Source organism: Bradyrhizobium campsiandrae, assembly GCF_014529705.1.
GTDB lineage: Bacteria > Pseudomonadota > Alphaproteobacteria > Rhizobiales > Xanthobacteraceae > Bradyrhizobium > Bradyrhizobium campsiandrae.
The window spans coordinates 1-20717 of sequence record NZ_JAANIH010000087.1 but is presented as its reverse complement, the minus strand read 5'-3'; the positions used below and the strand labels follow the sequence as shown (position 1 = coordinate 20717).

The 20717-nt window shown below is 58.4% G+C and carries 18 protein-coding genes; 9 read left to right on the top strand and 9 right to left on the bottom strand.

The window, feature by feature from the left end; genetic code table 11:
• Positions 1–13 precede the first annotated feature (13 nt).
• Positions 14–1021 (bottom strand): zinc-binding metallopeptidase family protein, encoded by a 1008-nt coding sequence (locus G8O24_RS38330; RefSeq protein WP_188107692.1) that lies wholly within the window; start codon positions 1019–1021, stop codon positions 14–16.
• A 387-nt stretch (positions 1022–1408) separates the two neighbouring features.
• On the opposite strand from G8O24_RS38330, the gene G8O24_RS38325 reads away from it, so the two are divergent.
• Positions 1409–2218, top strand: coding sequence for a transglutaminase-like domain-containing protein (locus G8O24_RS38325; protein WP_188107702.1), 810 nt, complete (start codon positions 1409–1411; stop codon positions 2216–2218).
• A gap of 296 nt (positions 2219–2514) precedes the next feature.
• Here G8O24_RS38325 and G8O24_RS38320 read toward each other — a convergent pair whose 3' ends face one another.
• On the bottom strand, positions 2515–2751 hold the full coding sequence (locus G8O24_RS38320) for a DUF6894 family protein (RefSeq protein WP_188107691.1): 237 nt from the start codon (positions 2749–2751) through the stop codon (positions 2515–2517).
• Positions 2752–3213: 462 nt separating this feature from the next.
• Here G8O24_RS38320 and G8O24_RS38315 point away from each other — a divergent pair, with 462 nt between their 5' ends.
• From G8O24_RS38315 to G8O24_RS38290, 6 genes are all read left to right on the top strand, one after another.
• Positions 3214–3483: a hypothetical protein gene (locus tag G8O24_RS38315; RefSeq protein WP_188107690.1), complete on the top strand. Its 270-nt coding sequence runs from the start codon at positions 3214–3216 to the stop codon at positions 3481–3483.
• 36 nt (positions 3484–3519) lie between these two features.
• Entirely contained in the window at positions 3520–4572 is a 1053-nt protein-coding gene (locus tag G8O24_RS38310) for an HlyD family secretion protein (protein ID WP_188107689.1), read from the top strand.
• Complete coding sequence (locus tag G8O24_RS38305; protein ID WP_188107688.1) at positions 4569–6896, top strand: ABC transporter permease; 2328 nt, start codon at positions 4569–4571, stop codon at positions 6894–6896. Before G8O24_RS38310 ends, G8O24_RS38305 begins: the two co-directional genes overlap by 4 nt.
• Before the next feature lie 19 nt (positions 6897–6915).
• Positions 6916–7854, top strand: a complete 939-nt coding sequence (locus tag G8O24_RS38300) for an HlyD family secretion protein (RefSeq protein WP_244646279.1) — start codon at positions 6916–6918, stop codon at positions 7852–7854.
• Positions 7855–8325: 471 nt separating this feature from the next.
• Complete coding sequence (locus G8O24_RS38295) at positions 8326–9156, top strand: hypothetical protein (RefSeq protein ID WP_188107686.1); 831 nt, start codon at positions 8326–8328, stop codon at positions 9154–9156.
• Positions 9157–9173: 17 nt separating this feature from the next.
• A complete protein-coding gene (locus G8O24_RS38290) occupies positions 9174–9563 on the top strand; it encodes a hypothetical protein (RefSeq protein WP_188107685.1) in 390 nt (129 codons plus the stop codon).
• Between the two features lie 654 nt (positions 9564–10217).
• Here the strand turns inward: G8O24_RS38290 and G8O24_RS38285 are convergent.
• The 6 genes from G8O24_RS38285 to G8O24_RS38260 all read right to left on the bottom strand — a co-directional run bounded on the left by G8O24_RS38285 (position 10218) and on the right by G8O24_RS38260 (position 17805).
• Positions 10218–12188, bottom strand: coding sequence for an autotransporter domain-containing protein (locus G8O24_RS38285; RefSeq protein WP_188107684.1), 1971 nt, complete (start codon positions 12186–12188; stop codon positions 10218–10220).
• 89 nt (positions 12189–12277) lie between these two features.
• A complete protein-coding gene (locus tag G8O24_RS38280) occupies positions 12278–13165 on the bottom strand; it encodes a helix-turn-helix domain-containing protein (RefSeq protein ID WP_188107683.1) in 888 nt (295 codons plus the stop codon).
• A 616-nt stretch (positions 13166–13781) separates the two neighbouring features.
• Entirely contained in the window at positions 13782–14972 is a 1191-nt protein-coding gene (locus tag G8O24_RS38275; protein ID WP_188107682.1) for an ABC transporter substrate-binding protein, read from the bottom strand.
• A gap of 145 nt (positions 14973–15117) precedes the next feature.
• The gene (locus tag G8O24_RS38270) at positions 15118–15825 is read right to left on the bottom strand and encodes a glutathione S-transferase family protein (RefSeq protein ID WP_188107681.1); all 708 of its coding nucleotides are present in this window, start codon (positions 15823–15825) and stop codon (positions 15118–15120) included.
• A gap of 1 nt (position 15826) precedes the next feature.
• Positions 15827–16570, bottom strand: coding sequence for an SDR family NAD(P)-dependent oxidoreductase (locus tag G8O24_RS38265; RefSeq protein ID WP_188107680.1), 744 nt, complete (start codon positions 16568–16570; stop codon positions 15827–15829).
• 35 nt (positions 16571–16605) lie between these two features.
• Positions 16606–17805 carry a CaiB/BaiF CoA transferase family protein gene (locus G8O24_RS38260; RefSeq protein ID WP_188107679.1) on the bottom strand — a complete coding sequence of 400 codons (1200 nt, stop codon included), beginning with the start codon at positions 17803–17805 and terminating at the stop codon, positions 16606–16608.
• Positions 17806–18488: 683 nt separating this feature from the next.
• Here G8O24_RS38260 and G8O24_RS38255 point away from each other — a divergent pair.
• Together G8O24_RS38255 and G8O24_RS38250 are read left to right on the top strand one after the other, a co-directional pair.
• Complete coding sequence (locus tag G8O24_RS38255) at positions 18489–19166, top strand: nitroreductase (protein WP_188107678.1); 678 nt, start codon at positions 18489–18491, stop codon at positions 19164–19166.
• Positions 19167–19449: 283 nt separating this feature from the next.
• Positions 19450–20319 carry a helix-turn-helix domain-containing protein gene (locus G8O24_RS38250; protein WP_188107677.1) on the top strand — a complete coding sequence of 290 codons (870 nt, stop codon included), beginning with the start codon at positions 19450–19452 and terminating at the stop codon, positions 20317–20319.
• Between the two features lie 112 nt (positions 20320–20431).
• Here G8O24_RS38250 and G8O24_RS38245 read toward each other — a convergent pair whose 3' ends face one another.
• Complete coding sequence (locus G8O24_RS38245) at positions 20432–20584, bottom strand: hypothetical protein (RefSeq protein ID WP_438503274.1); 153 nt, start codon at positions 20582–20584, stop codon at positions 20432–20434.
• Between the last annotated feature and the right edge of the window lie 133 nt (positions 20585–20717).

Sequence of the window (20717 nt, the reverse complement as noted above, 5' to 3'; positions counted from 1 at the left end):
ACCAGGATTCAGGTTAGCACATCATCTGCGTTGTGTGCGCATTTAGTTGCCGATTCCTGAAGGCGGTAATCGCCATATGCACCAAGTGTAGTTTGCCCTCGACTGCTGGTGAAATGTCGAACGGGTACGCGTCGGCAAGACCAAGTGAACGGTTGAGGCGGTTGATCGTCAGAGCGAGCGGGGTCCACAACTCAAGCAGAGCACCGAAATCGCTTTCCAGATACGGGTCGTTCAGCGTGTGCTTGCCACGCGCGTCCAACGACAACGGAAGCCCTGCCAGGGAATCCAGGGTCGAGACGATGTGCAGGAAGTGAGCGAAAGTCTCCGCCCAGTCCTCCCAGGGATGAGACGTCGCATACATGCTGATGTGACTTGCTGGATCGCAAGACCGGTCTTGGCGGGCATAATAGTCGGCAAGCGCAGCCTCGTAGTTCTCAGTCTCGTCGCCAAACACCAGCCGGAACGGCGCTCGAAAGCCCGCTTCTTGGATCAGGGCATTCCAGTAAAAGTGGCCAATTTCGTGTCGAAAGTGACCAAGCAAAGTGCGATAGGGTTCGCGAAAGGAAACGCGCCTGATCTCGCGCTGCACATCGTCGGCCTCCGCAAGATTTAGCGTAATCAGACCAGATTCGTGACCGGTCATGACCGGCCCATGCTCGTCCGACAGAATCTCGAATGCCAGTCGAAATCCGCCCGCGAACGCGATGGGCAAGCGAAGCCGTCGCAGGTCGTAGATCAGCCTGCGCTTGGCTTCCTCCACTCGCTTCCAAAGGGCCACGTTGCGGGGATTCTGCGTGGCGGGAATGACATGAGTGAGGGAGCAGGACATGCAGTAGGGAGTCGTCGCGACCGCGCACCAGTTGCAACCGATGATATTCCGATTGACGCATTCAAGTGCGTTCTCCGCACCGATCATCGCCATGTTCTCTGGATCGAAGATCAGCCGCCGCTTGCAGCCACTGCATTTTGAGAGCTCGAAGGCCGATAGCTGTCCGCAATGAGGGCATTTGAAATCTCTCATGATGGCGCACGACCATTGAAGGTGTCGATCAGCGCACGTTGCCTCTTTAATGCGCGCTTCCTCAAAATATCAGCATCAGCCTCGCTCACAGTGCGACACGCACCCTGGTAGGATGCCTTCTCGGATACTGGCCGTGCCCGCCAGTCTTGCGCGGGTTGGATGGACATGGGCGTGACTCTGGATCGCGTTTTCATCTTCAACAAAGCCTTCAGTTCAAAACAGGTTCCTGTCATGCGCGGGGCGGATGTTCCGAACGCAATCGAGCATACGGCTGGCGGCCGGGACTGCGATGGCATACTGTTCACACCCGAGCGCTCGCAGCCTTCATCGGCGACGATGCCCAAACGGTTTCGCGACGATCGCAATCATCTCTTTGGAGCTAGTTCCATGAAGATCCGCGTCGGCTTCGAGATGATCTACGACTTTCCGCAACCGACCCCTCTTATCGCAATCGTCGGCACTCATTTCACACGGGCATCCGACATCGTCGTGCCCGATCATCTTGTCAGCGAGCCTTCAGTGCCGATCACGCCATACCGCGACGGTTTCGGAAATTGGTGTAGCCGTCTTGTCGCGCCCGCCGGCCGCATGCGCCTCACAGCGGACGGCACGGTCCGAGACAGCGGTCTACCCGACGTGATCCGACCATCGGCCCAGCAGCACGCAGTGGAAGATCTTCCGTCGGACACCATCGTATATTTGCTCGGCAGCCGGTATGTCGAGACTGACCGACTTACCGACGTGGCGTGGAAGTTGTTCGAGAGGACCGCGCCCGGTTGGGCACGGGTCAAGGCGATCTGCGACTTCGTGCATAACCACATCGCTTTCGGCTATCAGGACGCCCGCCCGACCAAGACTGCCTGGGAGGCGTTCAACGAAGGCAAAGGCGTTTGCCGGGACTATGCACATCTCGCTATTGCGTTCTGCCGTTGCATGAACATTCCTGCGCGCTACTGCACCGGCTATCTCGGTGATATTGGCATGGAGCCTCCATATGCCGCCGGCGATTTCGCAGGCTGGTTCGAAGCCTATATCGGTGGTCGCTGGTACACATTCGATCCGCGTAACAACATTCCGCGGATCGGTCGCGTCCTGATCGCGCAGGGCCGCGATGCCGCTGACGTTCCGATCACCCAGACATTCGGACCCAACACTTTGCTGAGCTTCAAGGTTTGGACCGACGAACTCGCCGGCTGATCGCGAAAGGGCAATGCGACCGACATATCGAGCCACCGCGACAAAGACAGACTTATTGCCGGGCTTTATTCGCTTCGAAGATTAATGCCGCTTGAAATAGGAGCCCGGCTTCCGTTCGAACCTCGACAGCAACGTTACCTCGGGCGGGGCGGTAACCGTCTCCACTTATGTGCCCGAAGGCACTCCGACCAGACGTGATCGAAGAAATGTTTTCGGACAGCCTTGCGGCCAGTCGAGAACTCCAACTGGAGCGGGAGATCCAGTCGAGATGAAGGTGTCTATTCTCGCAGGCAGCCTCAATGTCTTGTGCTCTCACTTCGATAAACGATCGATACGCAGAAAAGCCGTTCAGTCGTCGAGCGCACTTCCACTGCCAAATCTGGACGACTGCCTTTGAATACGGACTCTCTGGCGATCCCGGTCAGCGTTTGCATCGCTTCAACTTCGGCAGCCTTTTGATCGGGCAGCCGCAGGCCCTCTTCGTCGGCGAAGAACTCCCGGCCACTCTGGATGTCAAAAAAATAGCGTACCATAGGAGCACTCCGGTTCCGTGCAGGCGGGAGCGCTCTCGGTCTCTCAGTCACCGACGCCTACGGGGACAAGCCTCGGCCGGTGATCGGACGACAATACGCCAGCTCAAACTTGGTTGCCAGAGATTCCCGGGCCGTTTGGGTCCAAGCAGCGGTAAGTTGGATATTCAACCCGCCTCTCCATTGGCTGAACGCGGTTTGCCCCAAGGCGCCCGGTCACGACGCCCGTCGCTGCGTCTCACGATGCGGGGCACCCCAAGTCGTACCCGGATTAAGAGCGCTTGACGGCAGTTCTGGCTGCAAGGTTTGAGGGGAGCCGAACCTGGAAGAAATATGTGGAAAGCGGACACACCAGGTAGGTAGGCGCCCGCCCCGCAAGGACTACGGGAGGGCGATTGCGACCGGCATCGACTAGCCGCGCTCATGGGGAATTGATCTTGGTCTCGACGTCCTACGAATGACGTCATGCGGCCTTTGACCGGTTGGGCAAAACACGAGCATGATCGCATCATCGCGGGAGGGCCCGGACGGGGGCGCGCAGCAATCCGAACGGACGTCAGCGGCATCAGGCTGAGGAAGACACGATACCAAGTGCAGCAACCCTGGCCAAAAAGCATCAAAAAATTCAAGCCGATGCAACCGGCGGGTCACATCGCCATGGTTTTGCTGAATCGCCCGATGCGCGCCTTGAAAAACATCATCGCGATTGGACAGAGTTTGGCTGCCGCGACATAGTCGACGTCCTGGCGTTGAAGCGAAGGGGAGCTTGCCATGGACGCGCCGACTTCCGGTGACGAGCCGCAAAGCACACAGGAAATAGCGGCTGCGCGACCAGACCACAGAGCGGCACGCACTCCCTCACTCATCGTCGGCATCGTTGCCCTCGTCGTCGTCGCGCTCTCGATCTACTATCTGTTGCGGCCGGAGCCGCTATTGGTGCAGGGCGAGGTCGATGCGACCAGGCTCGACATCGCCGCACGCGTTGATGGGCGGGTCAAGGAGATTCCTGCCGAACGCGGCCAGAACGTCGCCGCGAATGCCGTTCTTGTCCGGATCGACAATCCGGAGACGGTGGCGAAGCAGGAGCAGGTCAAGGCCGCCAAGGCTGTCGCAGATGCCCAGCTTGCGAACATCATGGTCGGCACCCGCGTCGAGGTCGTCGCGGCGCGCAAGGCGGAGATGGACCGTGCGCAGGCCGCACTGGTGCTGGCGCAAAAGACCTTTGACCGTACCCACACCCTGACCGAGCAGGGCAACGCGCCGCAGGCCCGACTCGATCAGGTGACGGACGCGCTGCACGAGACCGAGCGCGCGGTCGATCAGGCCAGGTCCGCCTATGAGCAGGCGGTCAACGGTTATACCAAGGAAGAGCGCGCGATCGCCAAGGCCAACGTCGAAAAGGCAGAGGCCGACATCCAGAGCGTGCAGTCAATCATCGACCAGCTCGTGGTCTACGCACCTGTTGCCTCGCAAGTGTATCAGCGCAATGTCGAGCCGGGCGAGTATGTCTCGCCGGGCGTGCCGCTGGTGACGCTGATCAACCTCGCCGATGTCTGGGTGCATTTCGATTTGCGCGAGGATTTGATCAAGGGCCTGAAGGTCGGTGACAAGTTCGACGTTCGCATTCCCGCGCTCAACGACCGCAGCGTCACCGTCGAGGTCAAGCTGATCGCCGCCAAAGGTGAATATGCGAGCTGGCGGGCGACGCGCGCCTCGGGCGATTTCGACCTACGGACGTTTTCGATCCGCGCCTATCCGGTGCAGCCGGTGCCCGAGCTGCGGCCGGGGATGAGCGCCTATCTCGACTGGCGGTCGCGGCAATGAGTCTCGGCACCAGGCCCGGATTTTTTCTGGTCGCGCTGCGCGAGTGCCGCTGGCTGTTCCGCGATCGCGTGGCGCTGCTGCTGATCTTCGGCGTGCCGCTGTTCGCATTCGCCGTGCTCACCACCGTCTTCAGCCATCCGGTCATCCGCGGGCTCGGCGTCACCGTCGTCGACGAGGACAAATCGGACGCATCGCGCGCCGTCACCGAATATGTTGCGGCGTCGCCGAGCCTGCGGATCGTCGACCGCTCCGGCAATCTGTCGTCGGCCGTGCAGGACATCCGGTCCGGCAAGGCGATCTCGGCGATCTATATTCCGCCCGATTTCGAGCGCGACCTGAAGGCGCAGCGCCGACCGCAAATCGTCGGGTTCTATAACCAGCAGTTTCTCACGGCAGCCGGCATCGCCTCCTCGGGCCTCAACGACGCCTTGTCCGCTGCGGCCAACGTCGCCGCTCCTGCCACGCGCGCTGCACCCGCACCGGCCTCGACAGGAACACTGACGGCGGAGACCATCGCGCTGGTCAATCCGCAGAAGAACTATGCGCAGTTCCTGCTGCGCGCGCTGCTGCCAACCATCATCCACGTCGTGATCACGCTGGCCGCGAGCTATTCGGTCGGCTCCGAATTCCGCCGCCGCGACGCGCGGGCCTGGCTCGAAAGCGCGGGCGGCGATCCGCTCGTTGCGCTGGTCGGCAAGCTCGCGCCGCTGTTCTGCATCTTTGTCGTGATCATGCTGGCAGAGCCGCTCGTTCTGGAAGGCGTATTGGAGATTCCCTTCAAGGGCGATTTGCCCCTGATCATCGCAGCCGGCTCGCTGCTGATCATTGCCTATCTCTCGCTCGGCGCCCTGCTGCAACTCCTTACGCGCGACCTCGCGTCCGGGCTCGGACTTGCGGGCCTCATCGCCTCGCCTGCATTCGGCTATGCCGGCGTGGGTTTTCCCATCATCGCCATGAACACCTTCGCACAGGTCTGGAGTGCCATCCTGCCGCTACGCTGGTATATGGCCGTGCTGCTGGGACAGGCGGCGCGGGGATTGCCCGTCTCGGCATCCGCGATTCCCTTCGCCGCGCTCGGCTGCCTCGCCATCCTCTTCGCAGGCCTTGCCTGGTGGCGCATGGCGAGCCTCAATCGCAGCGGATGGTTTGCGGCGGCGCAACCCGCCGAACCGGGCGAGACTGCTCCCTCGCCGCGCGGAATCGGCGGTGCCTTCACGGCGGAATGGCGGCGCGTGCTCGGAATGAAGAGCGCTTTCAGCGTGCTGTTCCTGGCGCCGCTGGTCTATGGCATCTATTATCCGCAGCCGTACCTCAATCAGATCCTGCGCAAGCTTCCGATCGCGGTGGTCGACAATGACCTCAGCGAGCTCAGCCGGCGGATCGTCGAGACCCTGGATGCAAGCGGGGCGTTGAGCGTGGTGGTTCGCGCCCACACCGTCGCGGAGGCGCACGCCGCGATCAACCAAGGCAAGGCCTTCGCGGCCGTCGAAATTCCCGCCGACACCGAGCGCGATGTGCTGAAGGGCCTCAATGCGCATCTGCCGATCTATGCGGATGCCACTTATCTCTTCATGTTCCGCTCGACGGCAAGCGGCGTCGCCACCGCGATCGGCGCGTTGACATCCGAGCTGGTCTCCCGCGGCGGGCGCTCGGACGGCAGCCTGGTTAAAGCCAGGCTCGCGAGCGCGAGCCCGGCCAACGTGCTGCTGCAACCGATCTTCAATCCGGTTGGCGGCTATGCCAGCTACATCGTCCCAGCGGCGTTCATGCTGATCCTCCAGCAGACCTTGCTGATTGGTGCTGCGATGTTGACCGGAACGGCGCTGGCAACATCCGGTGGGGCGCTCACCAGCGTGCTGGGACGCGGCGTCGCGCATCTCACCATCTACCTGCCGGTGCTCGCGCTCTATCTCATCGTGCTCCCGCGCATCTACGGCTTCTCGACGCTCGGCCATCTTCCGCAAGTATGCGCGCTTGCCACCATCTTCCTGCTTGCGACGAGTTTCATGGGGCAGGCCGTCGGCGCCTGGTTCACGCGGCCGGAGAACGCGACCCTTCTGCTGCTGGCAACCAGCTTGCCGCAATTCTTCACCGCAGGCTTCGCATGGCCGCGCGAGGCGATCCCTGAGGCGGCCCGCGCGCTGGGGCAGATATTCCCCGCCGACCATGCCATCGACGGCCTCGTCCGCATCAACCAGCTCGGAGCCGGCATCTGGGAGGTCGCCCATGACTGGCTCGGCCTGTGGTGCCTGGCGCTCGCCTATTTCGCGCTCGCGGTGATCTCGGCATTCGCGATCAAGAGGAAACAGCGACATGCAGGCTAGACGCGCCGCCATCGTCGGAATGGCACTCGTGCTCGTCGCGGGCGTCGTGTTCACCACGACGCGCCGTCCGGCATCACCGCCGGCCCTTGTCGGCGTCGTGCGCGCGACCGAGGTCAGGGTCGAGCCGGAGGTGAACGGCCAACTCGTCTCGATCGAGGTCAGGAAAGGCGCGGTCGTGAAAGCGGGCGACGTGCTGGCGCGGCTGTCGGCGGTGGAGCTGACCGCACAGGCAGATCAGGCGCGCGCCGCGCTCGCGTCGGCCACAGCAAGCCGCGACCACGTGTATGCCGGCGTGCGTCGTGAACAGGTCGACGTTCTCAAGGCGGCGATTTCCAAGGCCGGTTCCCGCCTCGACTATGTGCAGGCGCAGCTCACGCGCACCAGCACGCTGGCCCGCCAGAGTTTTGAATCGCAGCAGGTGCTCGACCAAGCCGAGAACGACGTGGCCACCGCGCAAGCTGCTGTGGCTGAGGCCCAGGCCAATTACGATGCCGCCGCCGCGGGGCCGACCCGGGAAGAGCGCGCAATCGCCGACGCGCAAGTGCAGGCCGCGGCCACGGCGGTCACGGTGTTGGAGCGGCGCCTGGACAAGATGGTCTTGCGCGCGCCGGCCGATGGCGTGGTCAGCGTCATCGCCGCGGAGATCGGGGAAAACGTCCGCGCCGGCCAGCCGATCCTGATGGTCGAGGCATCGGGCAAGCAATGGCTCTCATTCAACGTCCGCGAGGACCATCTCGGCGCGCTGGCGATAGGCAAGGCGATCAACGTGCTGCGCAACGGCGACGCAGCCGCGATAAAGTCGGTCGTCACCGAGCTGCGGCCGATCGGCGTCTTCGCGACCTGGCAGGCCGAACGGGTCGTCGGCGACCACGACCGCAATACGCTCCGCCTGCGCCTCGATCAAGAAGGCCAGCAAAAGGCGCTGGAGCCGGGGATGACGGTCTGGATTGAGCAGTAGCGCGCGCGATGCGATCAGGTGGCGGAGAGGGAGGGATTCGAAACCACTCTCCGGAACGCATCGAAAACATCATCAAAAACAGCAACTTACGAAACTTCCGCCAAGTCGTGTGTACCGGATTTATGTACCGGATACCAGTCCCAAAGTGTAAACGAATCCTTGGCTCCAATAGCCCTCCGGCCGCCACGGGAGTGGCGTCCGGGCATAGCTGGTCCTCTCGTGGGTCTACTTCATCACCCGTCCAGCGATAGCTCTGCCAATTCATGACATTTCCCTCCCTTGGTTGAGAGGCGAAGGCCTCTCCGTCGGGCGAGTGTCACGCTCAGCAAAACGACACTCTAGAGCCAGAGCTTGATTGGGATTTCAGGCCTACGTCCGCGAAGTGTCCCGTCCCAGACAGATCTAGGCACTTGAGGAGAGCCCGGCGTCAAATAAACGTGCAAGTTGAAATGGTTATCAAAGTGTCGCAAAGTGTCGGCATTTGCCGGCGGGGATACTCAGAAAAAAATGTCATTCGTGGAGACGTTCATTGAGGGGGAGGGCGGCCCCTCTCGGGTTGATGCTGTATTGGGCGAGTTGGAGCTTTTCTTCAAACGACAGCCATTGCCGAGAGCAGCGCTCCGCCTATGCTGCATCGGACTAAGCGGCGGACTGGATCAGGAAGCGCCTTCGTGGGCGCCAATGAACCGGCTTATCGACAAGCTGTTTGAAGGGGCAGTTGCGCACAGCATAGTTGATCGACACAAGATCAAGCGCTTCGCTCACAGCTTGCACATTCAACGCAGGCCTAAGCACTTGCATGCATATATCGGGCTTATGGTGAGCCACATGTTGTCGGAGACGCCCGCTCTAAGAACAGAGCCTGCAATCTCTGAAGGCCTGTCGGTTTTCGACTTTCCGGCCGTCATAGAGCGCTATTGTTCGACGAAGGATGGAAAGGATCTCGACGTCCCTACGACTAAGCCGGAAGATAAGGAGCCCGTTGACAGTGCTCCGAAGACATCCGTGCCGAGCGTTCGGCTCGCCCTCGGTGTCACCAGACGAGATCTGAGAGAAATCGGGCAGCGCTTCTTCAATCAACATGGCCGAATAGTCGACAAAGAGAGCTATTACGCCTGCTATCGGTTTTCGATGTCGAAACCGGAGGTCGTCAAGACTTTCCTGACATTATGTAGTCCAACTCTGGGAATCGATCGGTTTACGTTTCATCATGTCTACCATTTCAAGACACCAGGCGGATCACGCACCACGAAAGTCGCGGATGGCGAGGTCATGAACTTGGAGAAGGCCTTCTACTTGTAGGCGCTTCAAAACCTCGCTTGGCTGACAAAACTGAACGTACTCAGGGCGTGAAGCTGATCGCGGTCCCGGACCATGCGCTGGTACCAGAGCCGAGGCTTCTCTCCGGCGTATTCATGTCGGCTTCTCTGGAAGGCGAGCCGATAGTTGGCAGACTCGCGCTACTTCATCTCGGCTTCAAACACAATCGCATCATTACCGAAGGCGACGTAAATCCGAGAGTCATCGGCTCCGAAGACGAACTTGCTCAGGACTTGGCGGAAGCAAGTTCGCTTGGTTATGAAAAGCCCTTACCAAATGTGGCTACCAAGGCCCTTGAGTACATGAACAATCGGGCCATGACTTCAAAGGGCCTCTGGAAGATTACCAGAGCGATCGCCGCCATCCGATCAACGGAAAAGCAGGGCTAATCCCAACTCCGCAGTGGATGTTCCGCTCTCTTCGACTCAGGACGGCATGGTCAAGCGACCATTCGGGTTCGCTGCAACTCTGGGTGAGCGATACCCGAGCGGGCAGGCCCCAAGAGCCGCCATGCTCCGCCACGCCGTAGTCGTTCAACCCTTGGCCGGCGCCCTTTGCAGGAACGATGCCTGCCGATGGAGTGGTTACCGCGGACTGTGCGGTGCTGCGCCTCGACATCACGCTCCCACTCCTCAGCTCTCCGCCAGCGCTTGATCCAATCTGCGCAAGATGCGGCTTGCTGCTCGGCTCGCACGTCTTCCGAGACCTCTGGCCAGGCGGCCTCTATCATCTCGGGCATATAGGCCGGCTCTGTTCGCCGGAAGGGATGCGTTCCGCGGGTTCAACAATTTCGCGGAAGCAGAATTTGAGAAACGGGCAGAGAGGATCTGGCTCGGTCTCCACTGGCAGTACGACGCCGACGACGGTATCAAGCCGGTTAGGGCGATAGCCAGTAAATCTTCGAATCGTTCAACAGTTAGAGTTCAATAGAGAAAAGGCGCAGCCGGGTTTGGCCTGCTGCGCCTCTTTGTCGTTAGATGAAGCAGTTCCGCAAAATGCTTGAGCTCTCGGAAATGCTTACCCCGTTCTTGCAATCGACGCGCCTATCGCGTCGCGAAGCTCACCTTAAGGCTGCCGCCGACACCATAATCATTGCCGCCGGCGCGGGCAAACGTGCTCACCGCGTGCAGCTCGCCGCTCAGGCGATCACTGATCTGCGCGCTCAGTCCACCCGCGACCTGGCCGTAAGTGCCTCCGGACAGACTGGGCAAGGCCGAATAGATCGGCAGCAGCGGCGCTTGAGTTTCTATCGAGAGAATTGTCCGGCCGCCGCCGATAAAGTCGTGCTCAGCCGTCAAATTCAGGAATGGATTCACCTTCGTTGCGTTAATATAGAAAGGCGCACGAAGCTGGAAGCCGACGCTTCCGATCAAGGATGCGAGATCAGGCTGGTTGACCATGAACGTCAATAATGGGTCGCCGGTTTCGGTGTAGCCCTCGATGCGAGACTTGGCATAATTTAACCCTGCGATCGGGCCCAAACGCACCGCTCCGAGGTCGAAGAGATAGCCTCCCTTCGCGCCGATTGTGAACGTGTCTCCCGACGGGTTGGCTCGAACCGGATCCAGTATGCCGGTTCGTTCGAGCCGATATCGATTGTGGCCATATGTCGCAACTGCATCGACGAACCAATTCTTACGCTCCGTCGAGACGAACGCACCAAATTGGAAAGCATCGATGCCGATGCTACCAGCCCCATTGGTAAGGTTCGCCTTCGGATTCGAGTAATTGAAGGCCGCACCTATCTGCGTATTTTGGATGATCCTATAGGCCGACCCGATCGTGCCACCTTCCACATTGTAATCAAAGCCGTTGGCTCCGACGACGTCAGCGCGCCGTCCTGAATAGGCGCCGCCTTCCATGTAGACCGAAAAAGGCATGGGCTCGACCACCGGTGCCTTGAGATATGTTGCCTTGCTCGTAGGCGCATAGGCGAGCGCGTTATTCACGGATTCACCGTACGAGCCGAGGTTGCGGTAGGCGTCCAACCTCTGAAAGAGCGAACCTGAAAAATTTGTTGCCACCAGCTGCGAAAGTTCTCCTTGAGCAGCAACCGTGTCAGGCGCGTTGACTAGGTTTGTCATGTAGCGCGCCAGTAGTTCGAATCCCTTCGTCGTGAGATGCACTCCCTCGGGCTGGAAAAGACTTTGTTGAGATGGATTGTATTGATAAGAGCTGAAACCGTAAGCGCCCAGATTGGCGCCCAACTGTCGGATCAATCGCGATTCATCCACAAGGAATATGCGGACGCCCGACCGCGCGAGCGGCTGCAGGCTTGTTTGCAGGCCTTGGAAATAAGTTTGGCTATAGATGGTCAAGTTTGCAGGAAACGGAGCTGCCGACGACTGAGGTAGGGAGGTAATGTCAGAGAATCCGGCAAAGACAAAATTGCGTGCACCCGCCGCAGCAAGTTGCGTTATCGCTGCGGTCACATTTGCCGTCGACTGATTCGCAAGCGCTGTTGCCGCGTTTGGTGTGAACTGCTGGCCGGTTGGCCCGAAGCCAAGAAGCGGAAAGACCGCGCCGCTCGCAGACAGGGCATCGTTCCCGCCGATCGATATTGTGATGAGATCATTCGGTCCAAATGGCTTCCCGTTCCAATTGGACAGCTGAAAGGGAAGGCTAACTGGCGTACCGTAGGCGTTCAACGTTTGGGTGGTTGATCCTCCGATCGCGTAGTTCGTGAACTGCGAGTTGGTAAGTCCAAGTTGGCTCTGAATCCAGTATGGATAAGCAACATAGGGATTGATCGCAGCCACCGTCGATGGAGATGCCCCGAGAGAGGGATAGCTCGATGGATTGGCGATCACATTGATAAAGTTGTTTATCCCGCTATCTGCGTAGCTATCGCCGAAGGCCGTGAGGCGGGTGTATCGTGACTGCGCGTGAGCCCCGGATGATCCGAGCATCAGCGATATGGCAGCAAGGGTAAGGACCTTGCGTGACCCAATGGTTGGCATCTTGAGAGTCTTCCCGCTTGTTTTTGCAAGTCGGGCGAAGGCGGTATCTGACATCATGTTTCCCCCAGAAAACATGACTCGTTACCAATCAAGTTCAGCCTTGGCGGACCGTAAAATGGTCACGCGTACTCAAAGCAGACACGTCAGACGCGAATGAAGCTTAATTTTGTATGGCTGTTGCGAAAATGCGACGGTGTGACACCGAGTACCTTGTTGAACGCAGCTGCCATGTGATTCCGATTGGCGAAGCCGACCGACCAAGCAATCTCGTCCAGTGACTTAGCCGTCGACGAGATGAGGTGGCGCGCGCGTTCAACACGGGCGCTAACGACGTACTGATGTGGAGAAACGCCCTTGGCATTTCTGAATAGCCTCGAGAATTGCCGAACGCTGAGACCAACGAGATCTGCCAGCTGCTCCATATGAAGGGGAGCCGACAATCGCGCATCGATCAGTTCCGTGACCTTCGTCAGATCCCTCGAGGACAGCACCGATCGCTGCCGATCGCGGATCTCCATCTTCCCCAGTTCGATAGGATGCAGAACCTTAATGATTGCCATGATAATCGACTCGCCCAGCAACGGCCCGCCCGGACTCCCGGCGCGAGCATCCTCGAGCAGCGCTTCCAGCAAGTGAGCAAGAAAACCGGAATTTCTGACGTTTGCCAAATTCTGCACACTGAGCGAGGGCGAGTATTTCGTATCGAGTGCTGTCTCAAGCAGAGGACGAGTGAGGAAGAGTGTGGCGCACTCCATCGGCGCTGTCACCCGAGCCCGGTATTCTTGCTCAGGGATGCTGGCAGACAGATCGCCACCCAGATCGACATTGGCCGGGCGCAAAACACCTGTCAGACTGCGGGTTGCCCTTTGCAAGGCGAGGGAACTAAACGCGGCGTCTGACGAAAATGAAAAGTCCGTCCGTGCGAAGGTTAGGCCCGCGCCTCGCCAAACACCTGCGCTTACGGGTGAAAATGTTATTGCACGAGAAACGTCGTACTTCAAATTGCCAAGCAGAACGCCCAGGTTCGACATTTGACCCCATCGCGGATGCGTTTCCCGGCGATCGCAATTTTTTGTGCCCCACAACCTCTCAGCGCAGGCCACCTTTTTCTTTTCTGATCCCGTCCCAACCTCAGACTACAAACATCAACTTCAAATGCAATGCGAGATTGTCAATGCCAGGAGATAAGCAGCGCGGGCTTTACGGCACGTTGACAGGTGGCATAAGAGCGCTGGGCTGGATATGCGGCTTCTGAGGCGAGATCGCGGTTGCTATTGCGACGAACAGAGCAAGAATGGCAATGAAGGCTCGCACGGCTCGCCTCTCGGGCGGTAATCGCACCGCCGCTAACCAATAGCTTAGCTAGACAGTATCAGCGGGTCATCCCTCATGCGCCCACTTTGATTCGGCACAAGTGCTGCCGCCGGCCGCAACAGAGGTTCTTCAAGGAAACATGGCAGCAGGCACGCCTCACCGAATACGACACCTGTTGGCCAGGCAGGCCTGACAGCGCCAACCCTGTGCGGTGCCAAAGCACGAGCGAGCGTTCACGCCGGCCCATGCCGCCTCTAGTGCGGCCGTTCGCATGACGCAAATATCTCGGCGGAGGTCATGCGACAAAGCACTCCACCCAGGGACGTCGGTTTGTTACTTCACTTCGTCCCAGCTGCTACCATTGAATTTTTGTAGCGCCATGTAGGTCACTACCCGGTAGTCGTCAGGGCTGGTGTTGATCAAGCTGCCCGGCAAAAGCAAGCCGAGGCGGAAATTTTTCAAGTTCGCGGCCTGCTTCATGATATTCTCGCGGGTAAGATCGTCCCCGCATTGGCGCAACACCTGCTCCAGAGTTTGAGCGAATGCGAAACCTGAAATGGTTAGAAGGTCGTTGATATCCGCACCTGGCATGTTCTCTTTCATCCAGGACTTCCACGCGACCATGTCGGGATCACTGGCCCATCGCGGATCGGTCGCGTCTTTGATAAAGCCGGCCGTCATGACGCCGACTGACTTCTCGAGTCCAGCAGGTTTGAACGTCGACCCAATCGAAGCGGCTCCAAGATGCAAGAACGTTGCCGGCTTCCACTTCAAATCCCAAATCTTGCTGATCGCCTGCGCAGCTTGTTTCGAATAGCTAAATAAGAAGAGCGAGTCGGCACCTGCCGTCTGCAGTACCACGATCTGGCTGTCGATCGTCGGATCGGTCGGTGAAAAACTTTGGGCGCCCACAATCATCTTATCGGCGTCAGGCCCTAGTCCATCCTTGAGACCGGCAATCAAGTCCTTTCCGAAATCATCGTTTTGGTAAAGGATTCCGATCTTGGGGTGCGGGTTTTGTGCAAGAAGGCTCTTGGCATAGAACTTTGCCTCATCATGCAGATTAGGTTGCCATCCCATTGTCCAAGGATATTTCTGGGGATCGTTGAATGCTGGCGAACCTGCCGCCATGAAGAGCTGAGGCACTCCCTTTTTGTTGAGATAGGGACGGATCGCCAGGTTCAGAGGGGTACCTAGAACACCAAAGATCAGTGCGACCTCATCGCTTTCCACAAGACTACGCACGTTCTCGACCGCTTTCGGAGGTGAATAGGCGTCGTCCCGGCTGATAAATGTGATCTTGCGACCGTTGATGCCCCCCTTGGTCTCGTTCAACCACTTGAAGTAAGCCGCCTCGGTCTTGCCGAGCAAGCTGTAGGCAGAGGCTGGTCCGCTATAAGCAATGGTCTGCCCTACCTTGATCTCGGTGTCGCTGACCCCTGGGCCATACTTCTTTTCGGCCAGCACTGGTTGGGCCAACAAGATGACCGCCGCGGCAACGAGCGCAGGGACTCGAATATACATCAGCTTCCTCCTAAGTTATTTTTGTTTGAGCGACAGTTCGACGCAATAATCGCCGATAGACTCCTTTGGCCGAATGATCCGGCCTAGCGCTATTCTGATCTGAAGCTCTGACGTCAAAGTCGGACGCTCGAGTTGCGAGCTTCAACTAGTCCGGGTCGATCTGGCGTTCTTCGGTCGAGAACGAGGGCTCTCGTACAGCAGGCGCACCTACTGGCGTACAATTTGCCTTTGAGGCGCTGCGATACGCGTTGCGAGATGTAACGCGCTCCAGATATGGCATCGCGCTGTCGCAAATTTCTACACCGAAGTCGACGGCGCCAATCAGGCAACTTGCGAGTAAAATATCTGCCGTTGTGAATTGATCGCCCATCAAGTAATCACGCCCGTCTTTGAGAGCCACATCGACGAACGCCAATTGGTGCTGAAAATACTTGCTGGCTTGCTCGACTACTTCCGGAGCGTAACCGTAAATATGCGCGAGACCGTGCTTCGTCCCGTGCCTTCTCACTATGTTTAAACTCGCCGAATCGAGTTCGGCAACGATGAAAAAGCACCATTCGAGCCATTTGGTGTATGGATCGGTGCCCTCCGGTATCAGAGATCTCTTGGACCCTCGATACTTTTGCGCGAGATAGGCCACAATCACCGCACTTTCACCGATCGTCCGCCCCTCATCTTGGAGAAGCGGGATTTTCTGCCGAATGTTGAGTGCGGTATACTCCGCAGTCTTTGTTTCCCCCGACCGCGGAAGAATAGGACGGCAAGCGTAAGGTAGCTCTAATTCGTGCAGCGCCCAGTGAGTTCGCAATGTTCGTGGAGTTCCCACTCCCCAGAGAATTGGCTTGTTCGTCATGTTACCAGGTCTCGGCTGACGGACGCAGATCAAGCTCATGCGTCCAAGCGTCTCTTGGCTGCGAATGAAGATACCAATAAGCTTCGGCAATCGAGGAGGTTTTAATCATGGTATCGGGCGGCAATGTCGACGGGTCGACGCCGCTCTCTTTCATCCGCCGGTGGATCTCTGCGCTGTCTATCGGACCGTCGATGATCAGATGTGCCACGTGGATGTTCTTTGGGCCTAGCTCGCGAGCCATCGATTGAGCGACTGCACGAAGACCAAACTTAGCTGCCGCAAATGCCGCAAAGTTCTTTCCGCCCCGGAGACTGGCAGTCGCCCCCGTGAACAGAATAGTGCCCCGGCCGCGCGCCGTCATGTAACGGGCCGCCTCCCTGCCGGTTAAGAAGCCCGCATAGCAGGCAAATTCCCAAGCCCTAAAGAAGATCTTTTGCGTGGTCTCCAGCAGGGGCCGACCAATATTGGCCCCACCGTTAAAGAGACACACTTCGACCGGACCGACTTCCCTCTCCACTTGCTCGAACAGAGCTTGAACGGTTGCCTCATCGCGAGCGTCGGTGCTGAAGGCACGTATATTGCGCCCCGCCGCCGATAGCTCGTCCACGAGCGCTTGCGATTTGGACGCATCGCGCCTGGCGATCACGACCTTGTATCCACCTTCTGCAAAACGGCGCGCCACTCCCGCACCGATTGCGTCTCCCGCGGCGACCAAAAGCGCCACACTTTCCTTTTTTTCCGGCATCTTCGTTCCTACGACCCAGATATTTGCCTGTTTGCCTAGCTCGCGACTCGCACGGCCTTACTAGCGATGAACTCGTCGATGGCGCTATCGCTGTAACCGAGCTCTCGCAACACATCACGAGAGTGCTCTCCAACTCGTGGAGCTGGACCACCGATTGCGGCCTTATTCTCTGCAAAGATAGCGGCAGGCTTCGGCTGGCGAATTCGACCTACAGTCGGTTGCTCAAGTTCCTCAATCAAACCACGAGCAACGACCTGATCGTTGGAAATGATCTCGCTGCGACGCAAGATCGGCGAACACGGCACATCGGCCTCGTCAAGTCTGCTCAGCCATTCCGCTGTCGTACGCTTGCCGATGTACTCCTGCATCGTGTTGATGCGCGCGGTGGCGTTGACGAAGCGACCGCCCGGGGTCACGAACCGCTCGTCCTTGGCCAACTCCGGGTCTTCCGTTGCCTCACAGAACCCTTGCCACTCGGAATCCGAGATCGTTCCGCACGTGATGTAGCCGTCAAGCGTTTTGAAAACGAGATCTGGGCGGTCGTTCGGATCTGCCGTCGTCTGCTCCGCGCCGACGACGGTGTATTGCATCATTCCTTCCGGCCAGAGATACGAGATCATCGTATCGAGCATGGCCACCTGGATGTGATCTCCCGCCCCGGTTCTCTCCCGCGCGTACAGTGCCGCAGACACAGCCTGCGCAGTAAACACTGCGGTAGTCTTGTCGCAGACGATCGTGCGGATCATCTGCGGGCGGTTCGTGACCGGCTGAGACTGGATGTCAGCGAATCCCGACAGAGCTTGGACGATCGGATCGTAAACCCGCTTCTTCACGTAGGGTCCAGAATCGCCAACGCCCGAAATCGAAACGTAAATGAGCCTAGGGTGCATCTTACGTAGGTCCTCGGCACCCAAGCCGAGACGCTCGGTCGTACCAGGCCGGAAGTTCTGGACCAGGACATCAGTCTGCGCCACCAGCTTGGCCATAACCTCCCGGCCGACACTGCTCTTCACGTCGATCGACAGCGATCGTTTCCCACGATTTGAAGAAATGAATAGCGCCGAGAACTCACCTGCCTTGTCGATCTGGGCACGACTGCGTCGGGTTATGTCTCCGCCAATTGGTTCGATCTTCAGAACGTCGGCGCCCTGATCAGCCAGGAACATCGTCGCATACGGGCCAGACACGACCCCTGTCAGGTCCAGAACTCGCACTCCATTCAACGGACCAGGCATTGCAAAATTCCCTCTATCCAGTTCGACACACGTCATTGGCCATGGTTGCGTGGTTGGTCCCTTTTTGTGCGGCTTGCGTCGTTCCTCTCCCGGCATTATCCAATCCACCGGCTTCGTTTCCTCGGAATCGAGAAAGCGTGCGCTCCGCCGAGCGGAGATCAACAACCCGCGCGAATAGCAGCGTCAGTCCGCTCATAAGCGCGACGTCACAATCGATCGCGGTCGGACAGTCACCGCCAAGACTGGGCGGCAGTTTCTGTAGGGACAGGTCAGCCATACTGCTCAATGCTGCACCGCGGAAGACGACATGCATTTCTCCGAAAACAAGCCGCATGGTCGCTGCGGCGACCAAGATCACGATGCAGCCACCCCTAGCGCTATCGGATGCGCAGACTTCCTTCTTATAGAGGGGGTCTTGCTTATGCCTGCAGTTAAGTGCCAATCCTGCAATTATAGGCCAGAGAATTGGGGCCACCTCGAATGGGCAACGCGGGGCATCTCTGGCTGTGAGATCGGAATTTCGTCGCGAGCTGCATCCATAGATTCTCCGTCACTTTGTTACAGGTCTGACGCTTTGCTACAGGTCGCAGGACAGACATGCCCTTAGAAGCAAAATGCAGAGCGACGTCACGCGAATTGACGCGGCTATGCAGCGCTGGCTAACTCGAACCGAGAGACCTGAGATGGAGTTCGCAACGTTGGTGAGGACCCGCCGTAGCGTCCGCGGGTTTAAATCGAAACCTGTTTCGCGTTCACTGATCGACGAGATCATCGAAGATGCGAAGCGCGCGCCATCATCAATGAATACTCAGCCTTGGCACGTACATGTCTTGACCGGGGGCGCTCTCGAGGAAGTCCGTCGGCGGAATACTGCGGAGATGATGGCCGGCGCTAAGATGAAGCGCGACATCATCGCAAGCGATACTTATGAAGGAATTCACCGCAAGCGGCAGGTCGATATCGCGAAGAAGTTGTTTGCCGCAATGGGGATTGAGCGCGACGACAAGAAGATGCGCCAGGACTGGGTCATGCGGGGCTTCCGTCAGTTCGATGCCCCGGTATCATTCGTGCTGACCTACGATCGATCGCTTGATCCTGACGTTATTTGTCACTTTGATCTCGGCGCGCTCTGCTATGGACTCGTCCTCGCTGCCTGGGATCGCGGCTTGGGAACGGTGATCAACGGTCAGGGTATCATTCGTTCGGATATCGTCCGCGAGGTCGCGAGAATACCCGACGAGGAGGCCATAATGACCTGTATTGCGATGGGGTACCCCGACGACGCATTTGCTGCTAACACAGTAACCTCCGATCGCGAGGCGAACGTCGATTTCGTTCGATACATCGGCTTTGGCGATTAGTCTTTTCTACCAAGCCGTGGCGCGCTGGTGCTCCTCTTAGGGTGAGGAGTTCCCTTCCTTTTCCTAAGCGAGGAGGGTTCCCTTGGCCGGCCTTAGGACGAACGCCCTCCAGACGGCGTCCGGGCGGGTTTGTGCTCCGCACAATAGGCCTAGCACTGAATGCGCGACCATCAAGGCGGGTTCAGTCCGAACAGTTTCTGTGGCGTCGGTTTACGAAAGGCCGTAAAAACAAAGAAAAAAGGAAAACGCGCTCTGCTTCGAGGGGCCTGAGGAAACGAACGCGATGGGTATGAGCAGCAACGGCTTCGTGAGGTCGGTCGGGGGCGATGTTCGCTCCTCGGTGATTGCCAATGCTCCCAGCATGCGGATCGAGAAGATCCGGCGCGTGGCCAATGGACCATGGTATTGGCACTTTCGTCAGCCTGAGCTTTGCCTGTTCTGGTTCCACGAACCTCGGCTACAAACACTCCGCGCATCAGTCAACGGCCGCCCGGTAAATCACGATTTTTTAGGCGGTTCTCAACTTTGCCTTCTGCCGCCTCGCACGGAGATAGAGGGAGAATGGAAGGCTGGATTGAAAACCAGCTACACCGTCGCATTCCTGAGCCCCGAGCTCGTCGATCAGCGGTTGAAGTCAAAAATATCCAGACCTGTCTTTGCCTTCGAACATCCAGCTCTTCTAAGGAGCCTGTCCGAACTTTCAACTGAGGCCATCCGGCCTGACGGGTTATTTGGCCTTTTAGCGGAGGGGTGGTCAATTCAAGCTTTGGCCTACATAGCGCGAGTAGCTCAAGGAGAAGAAAAGCAGGAGCGTCGGGCCAGTGGCGGGCTGTCAAACCGAAATGCTCGCATCGTAATGGAGTATATCAACGGTCATATCGGAGAAGAAATGACGCTGCAGAGTCTGGCCGAACAAGTCGGACTAAGCAAAAGGCATTTCCAGCGGGCGTTTCAAAATACTTTTGGGACCGCGCCCCATCGTTATATCATTCAGCAGCGCATTACCAAGGCCAAGCATGAGCTGTGCCTGACAAAGAACAGCATCACGGATGTCGCTTTGACCAACGGATTCTGTCAGTTGGAGCATTTCGCCAACGCCTTCCGACGCTTCACTGGATTAACGCCGTCACAATTCAGGGAGCAGAATAGCTAGGGCGCAGCTATCTTGATGTTTCGTCTCACCGGGTCTTGCGCGAGCGGTCGTCGCCGCCAAGCGAACAATGCCGAAGAAGCGCAGATAACCCCCCTCGCCGCGGCTCTGTGCGTCAAGGATAAGCATTGCCCTCCAGCAGCATCGCGATGCCCTGGCCGCCGCCAATACAAGCCGATATCAGTCCATAGCGCAGGCCCGTCTCCTGCAATCCTCGCGACATTGTAACGGCTAATCGCAAGCCTGTTGCACCCAGCGGATGTCCGATTGCAATGTACGCCTACGAGGAAGGCCGCCTTGTTTGACGGAGGCGAACGCTGCAGGTCCTAGGGGTAATCCTAGGAGAAGCGCTATGACGATTTCGAGGGCGGAGGTGATCACATCGGTCGAGCGGCGGCGCC

Coding starts and splice junctions, on each gene's coding strand:
- G8O24_RS38330 (WP_188107692.1), bottom strand. CDS start 1,021: ATGAGAGATTTCAAATGCCCTCATTGCGGACAGCTATCGGCCTTCGAG.
- G8O24_RS38325 (WP_188107702.1), top strand. CDS start 1,409: ATGAAGATCCGCGTCGGCTTCGAGATGATCTACGACTTTCCGCAACCG.
- G8O24_RS38320 (WP_188107691.1), bottom strand. CDS start 2,751: ATGGTACGCTATTTTTTTGACATCCAGAGTGGCCGGGAGTTCTTCGCC.
- G8O24_RS38315 (WP_188107690.1), top strand. CDS start 3,214: ATGCGGCCTTTGACCGGTTGGGCAAAACACGAGCATGATCGCATCATC.
- G8O24_RS38310 (WP_188107689.1), top strand. CDS start 3,520: ATGGACGCGCCGACTTCCGGTGACGAGCCGCAAAGCACACAGGAAATA.
- G8O24_RS38305 (WP_188107688.1), top strand. CDS start 4,569: ATGAGTCTCGGCACCAGGCCCGGATTTTTTCTGGTCGCGCTGCGCGAG.
- G8O24_RS38300 (WP_244646279.1), top strand. CDS start 6,916: ATGGCACTCGTGCTCGTCGCGGGCGTCGTGTTCACCACGACGCGCCGT.
- G8O24_RS38285 (WP_188107684.1), bottom strand. CDS start 12,188: ATGTCAGATACCGCCTTCGCCCGACTTGCAAAAACAAGCGGGAAGACT.
- G8O24_RS38280 (WP_188107683.1), bottom strand. CDS start 13,165: ATGTCGAACCTGGGCGTTCTGCTTGGCAATTTGAAGTACGACGTTTCT.
- G8O24_RS38275 (WP_188107682.1), bottom strand. CDS start 14,972: ATGTATATTCGAGTCCCTGCGCTCGTTGCCGCGGCGGTCATCTTGTTG.
- G8O24_RS38270 (WP_188107681.1), bottom strand. CDS start 15,825: ATGACGAACAAGCCAATTCTCTGGGGAGTGGGAACTCCACGAACATTG.
- G8O24_RS38265 (WP_188107680.1), bottom strand. CDS start 16,570: ATGCCGGAAAAAAAGGAAAGTGTGGCGCTTTTGGTCGCCGCGGGAGAC.
- G8O24_RS38260 (WP_188107679.1), bottom strand. CDS start 17,805: ATGCCTGGTCCGTTGAATGGAGTGCGAGTTCTGGACCTGACAGGGGTC.
- G8O24_RS38255 (WP_188107678.1), top strand. CDS start 18,489: ATGGAGTTCGCAACGTTGGTGAGGACCCGCCGTAGCGTCCGCGGGTTT.
- G8O24_RS38250 (WP_188107677.1), top strand. CDS start 19,450: ATGGGTATGAGCAGCAACGGCTTCGTGAGGTCGGTCGGGGGCGATGTT.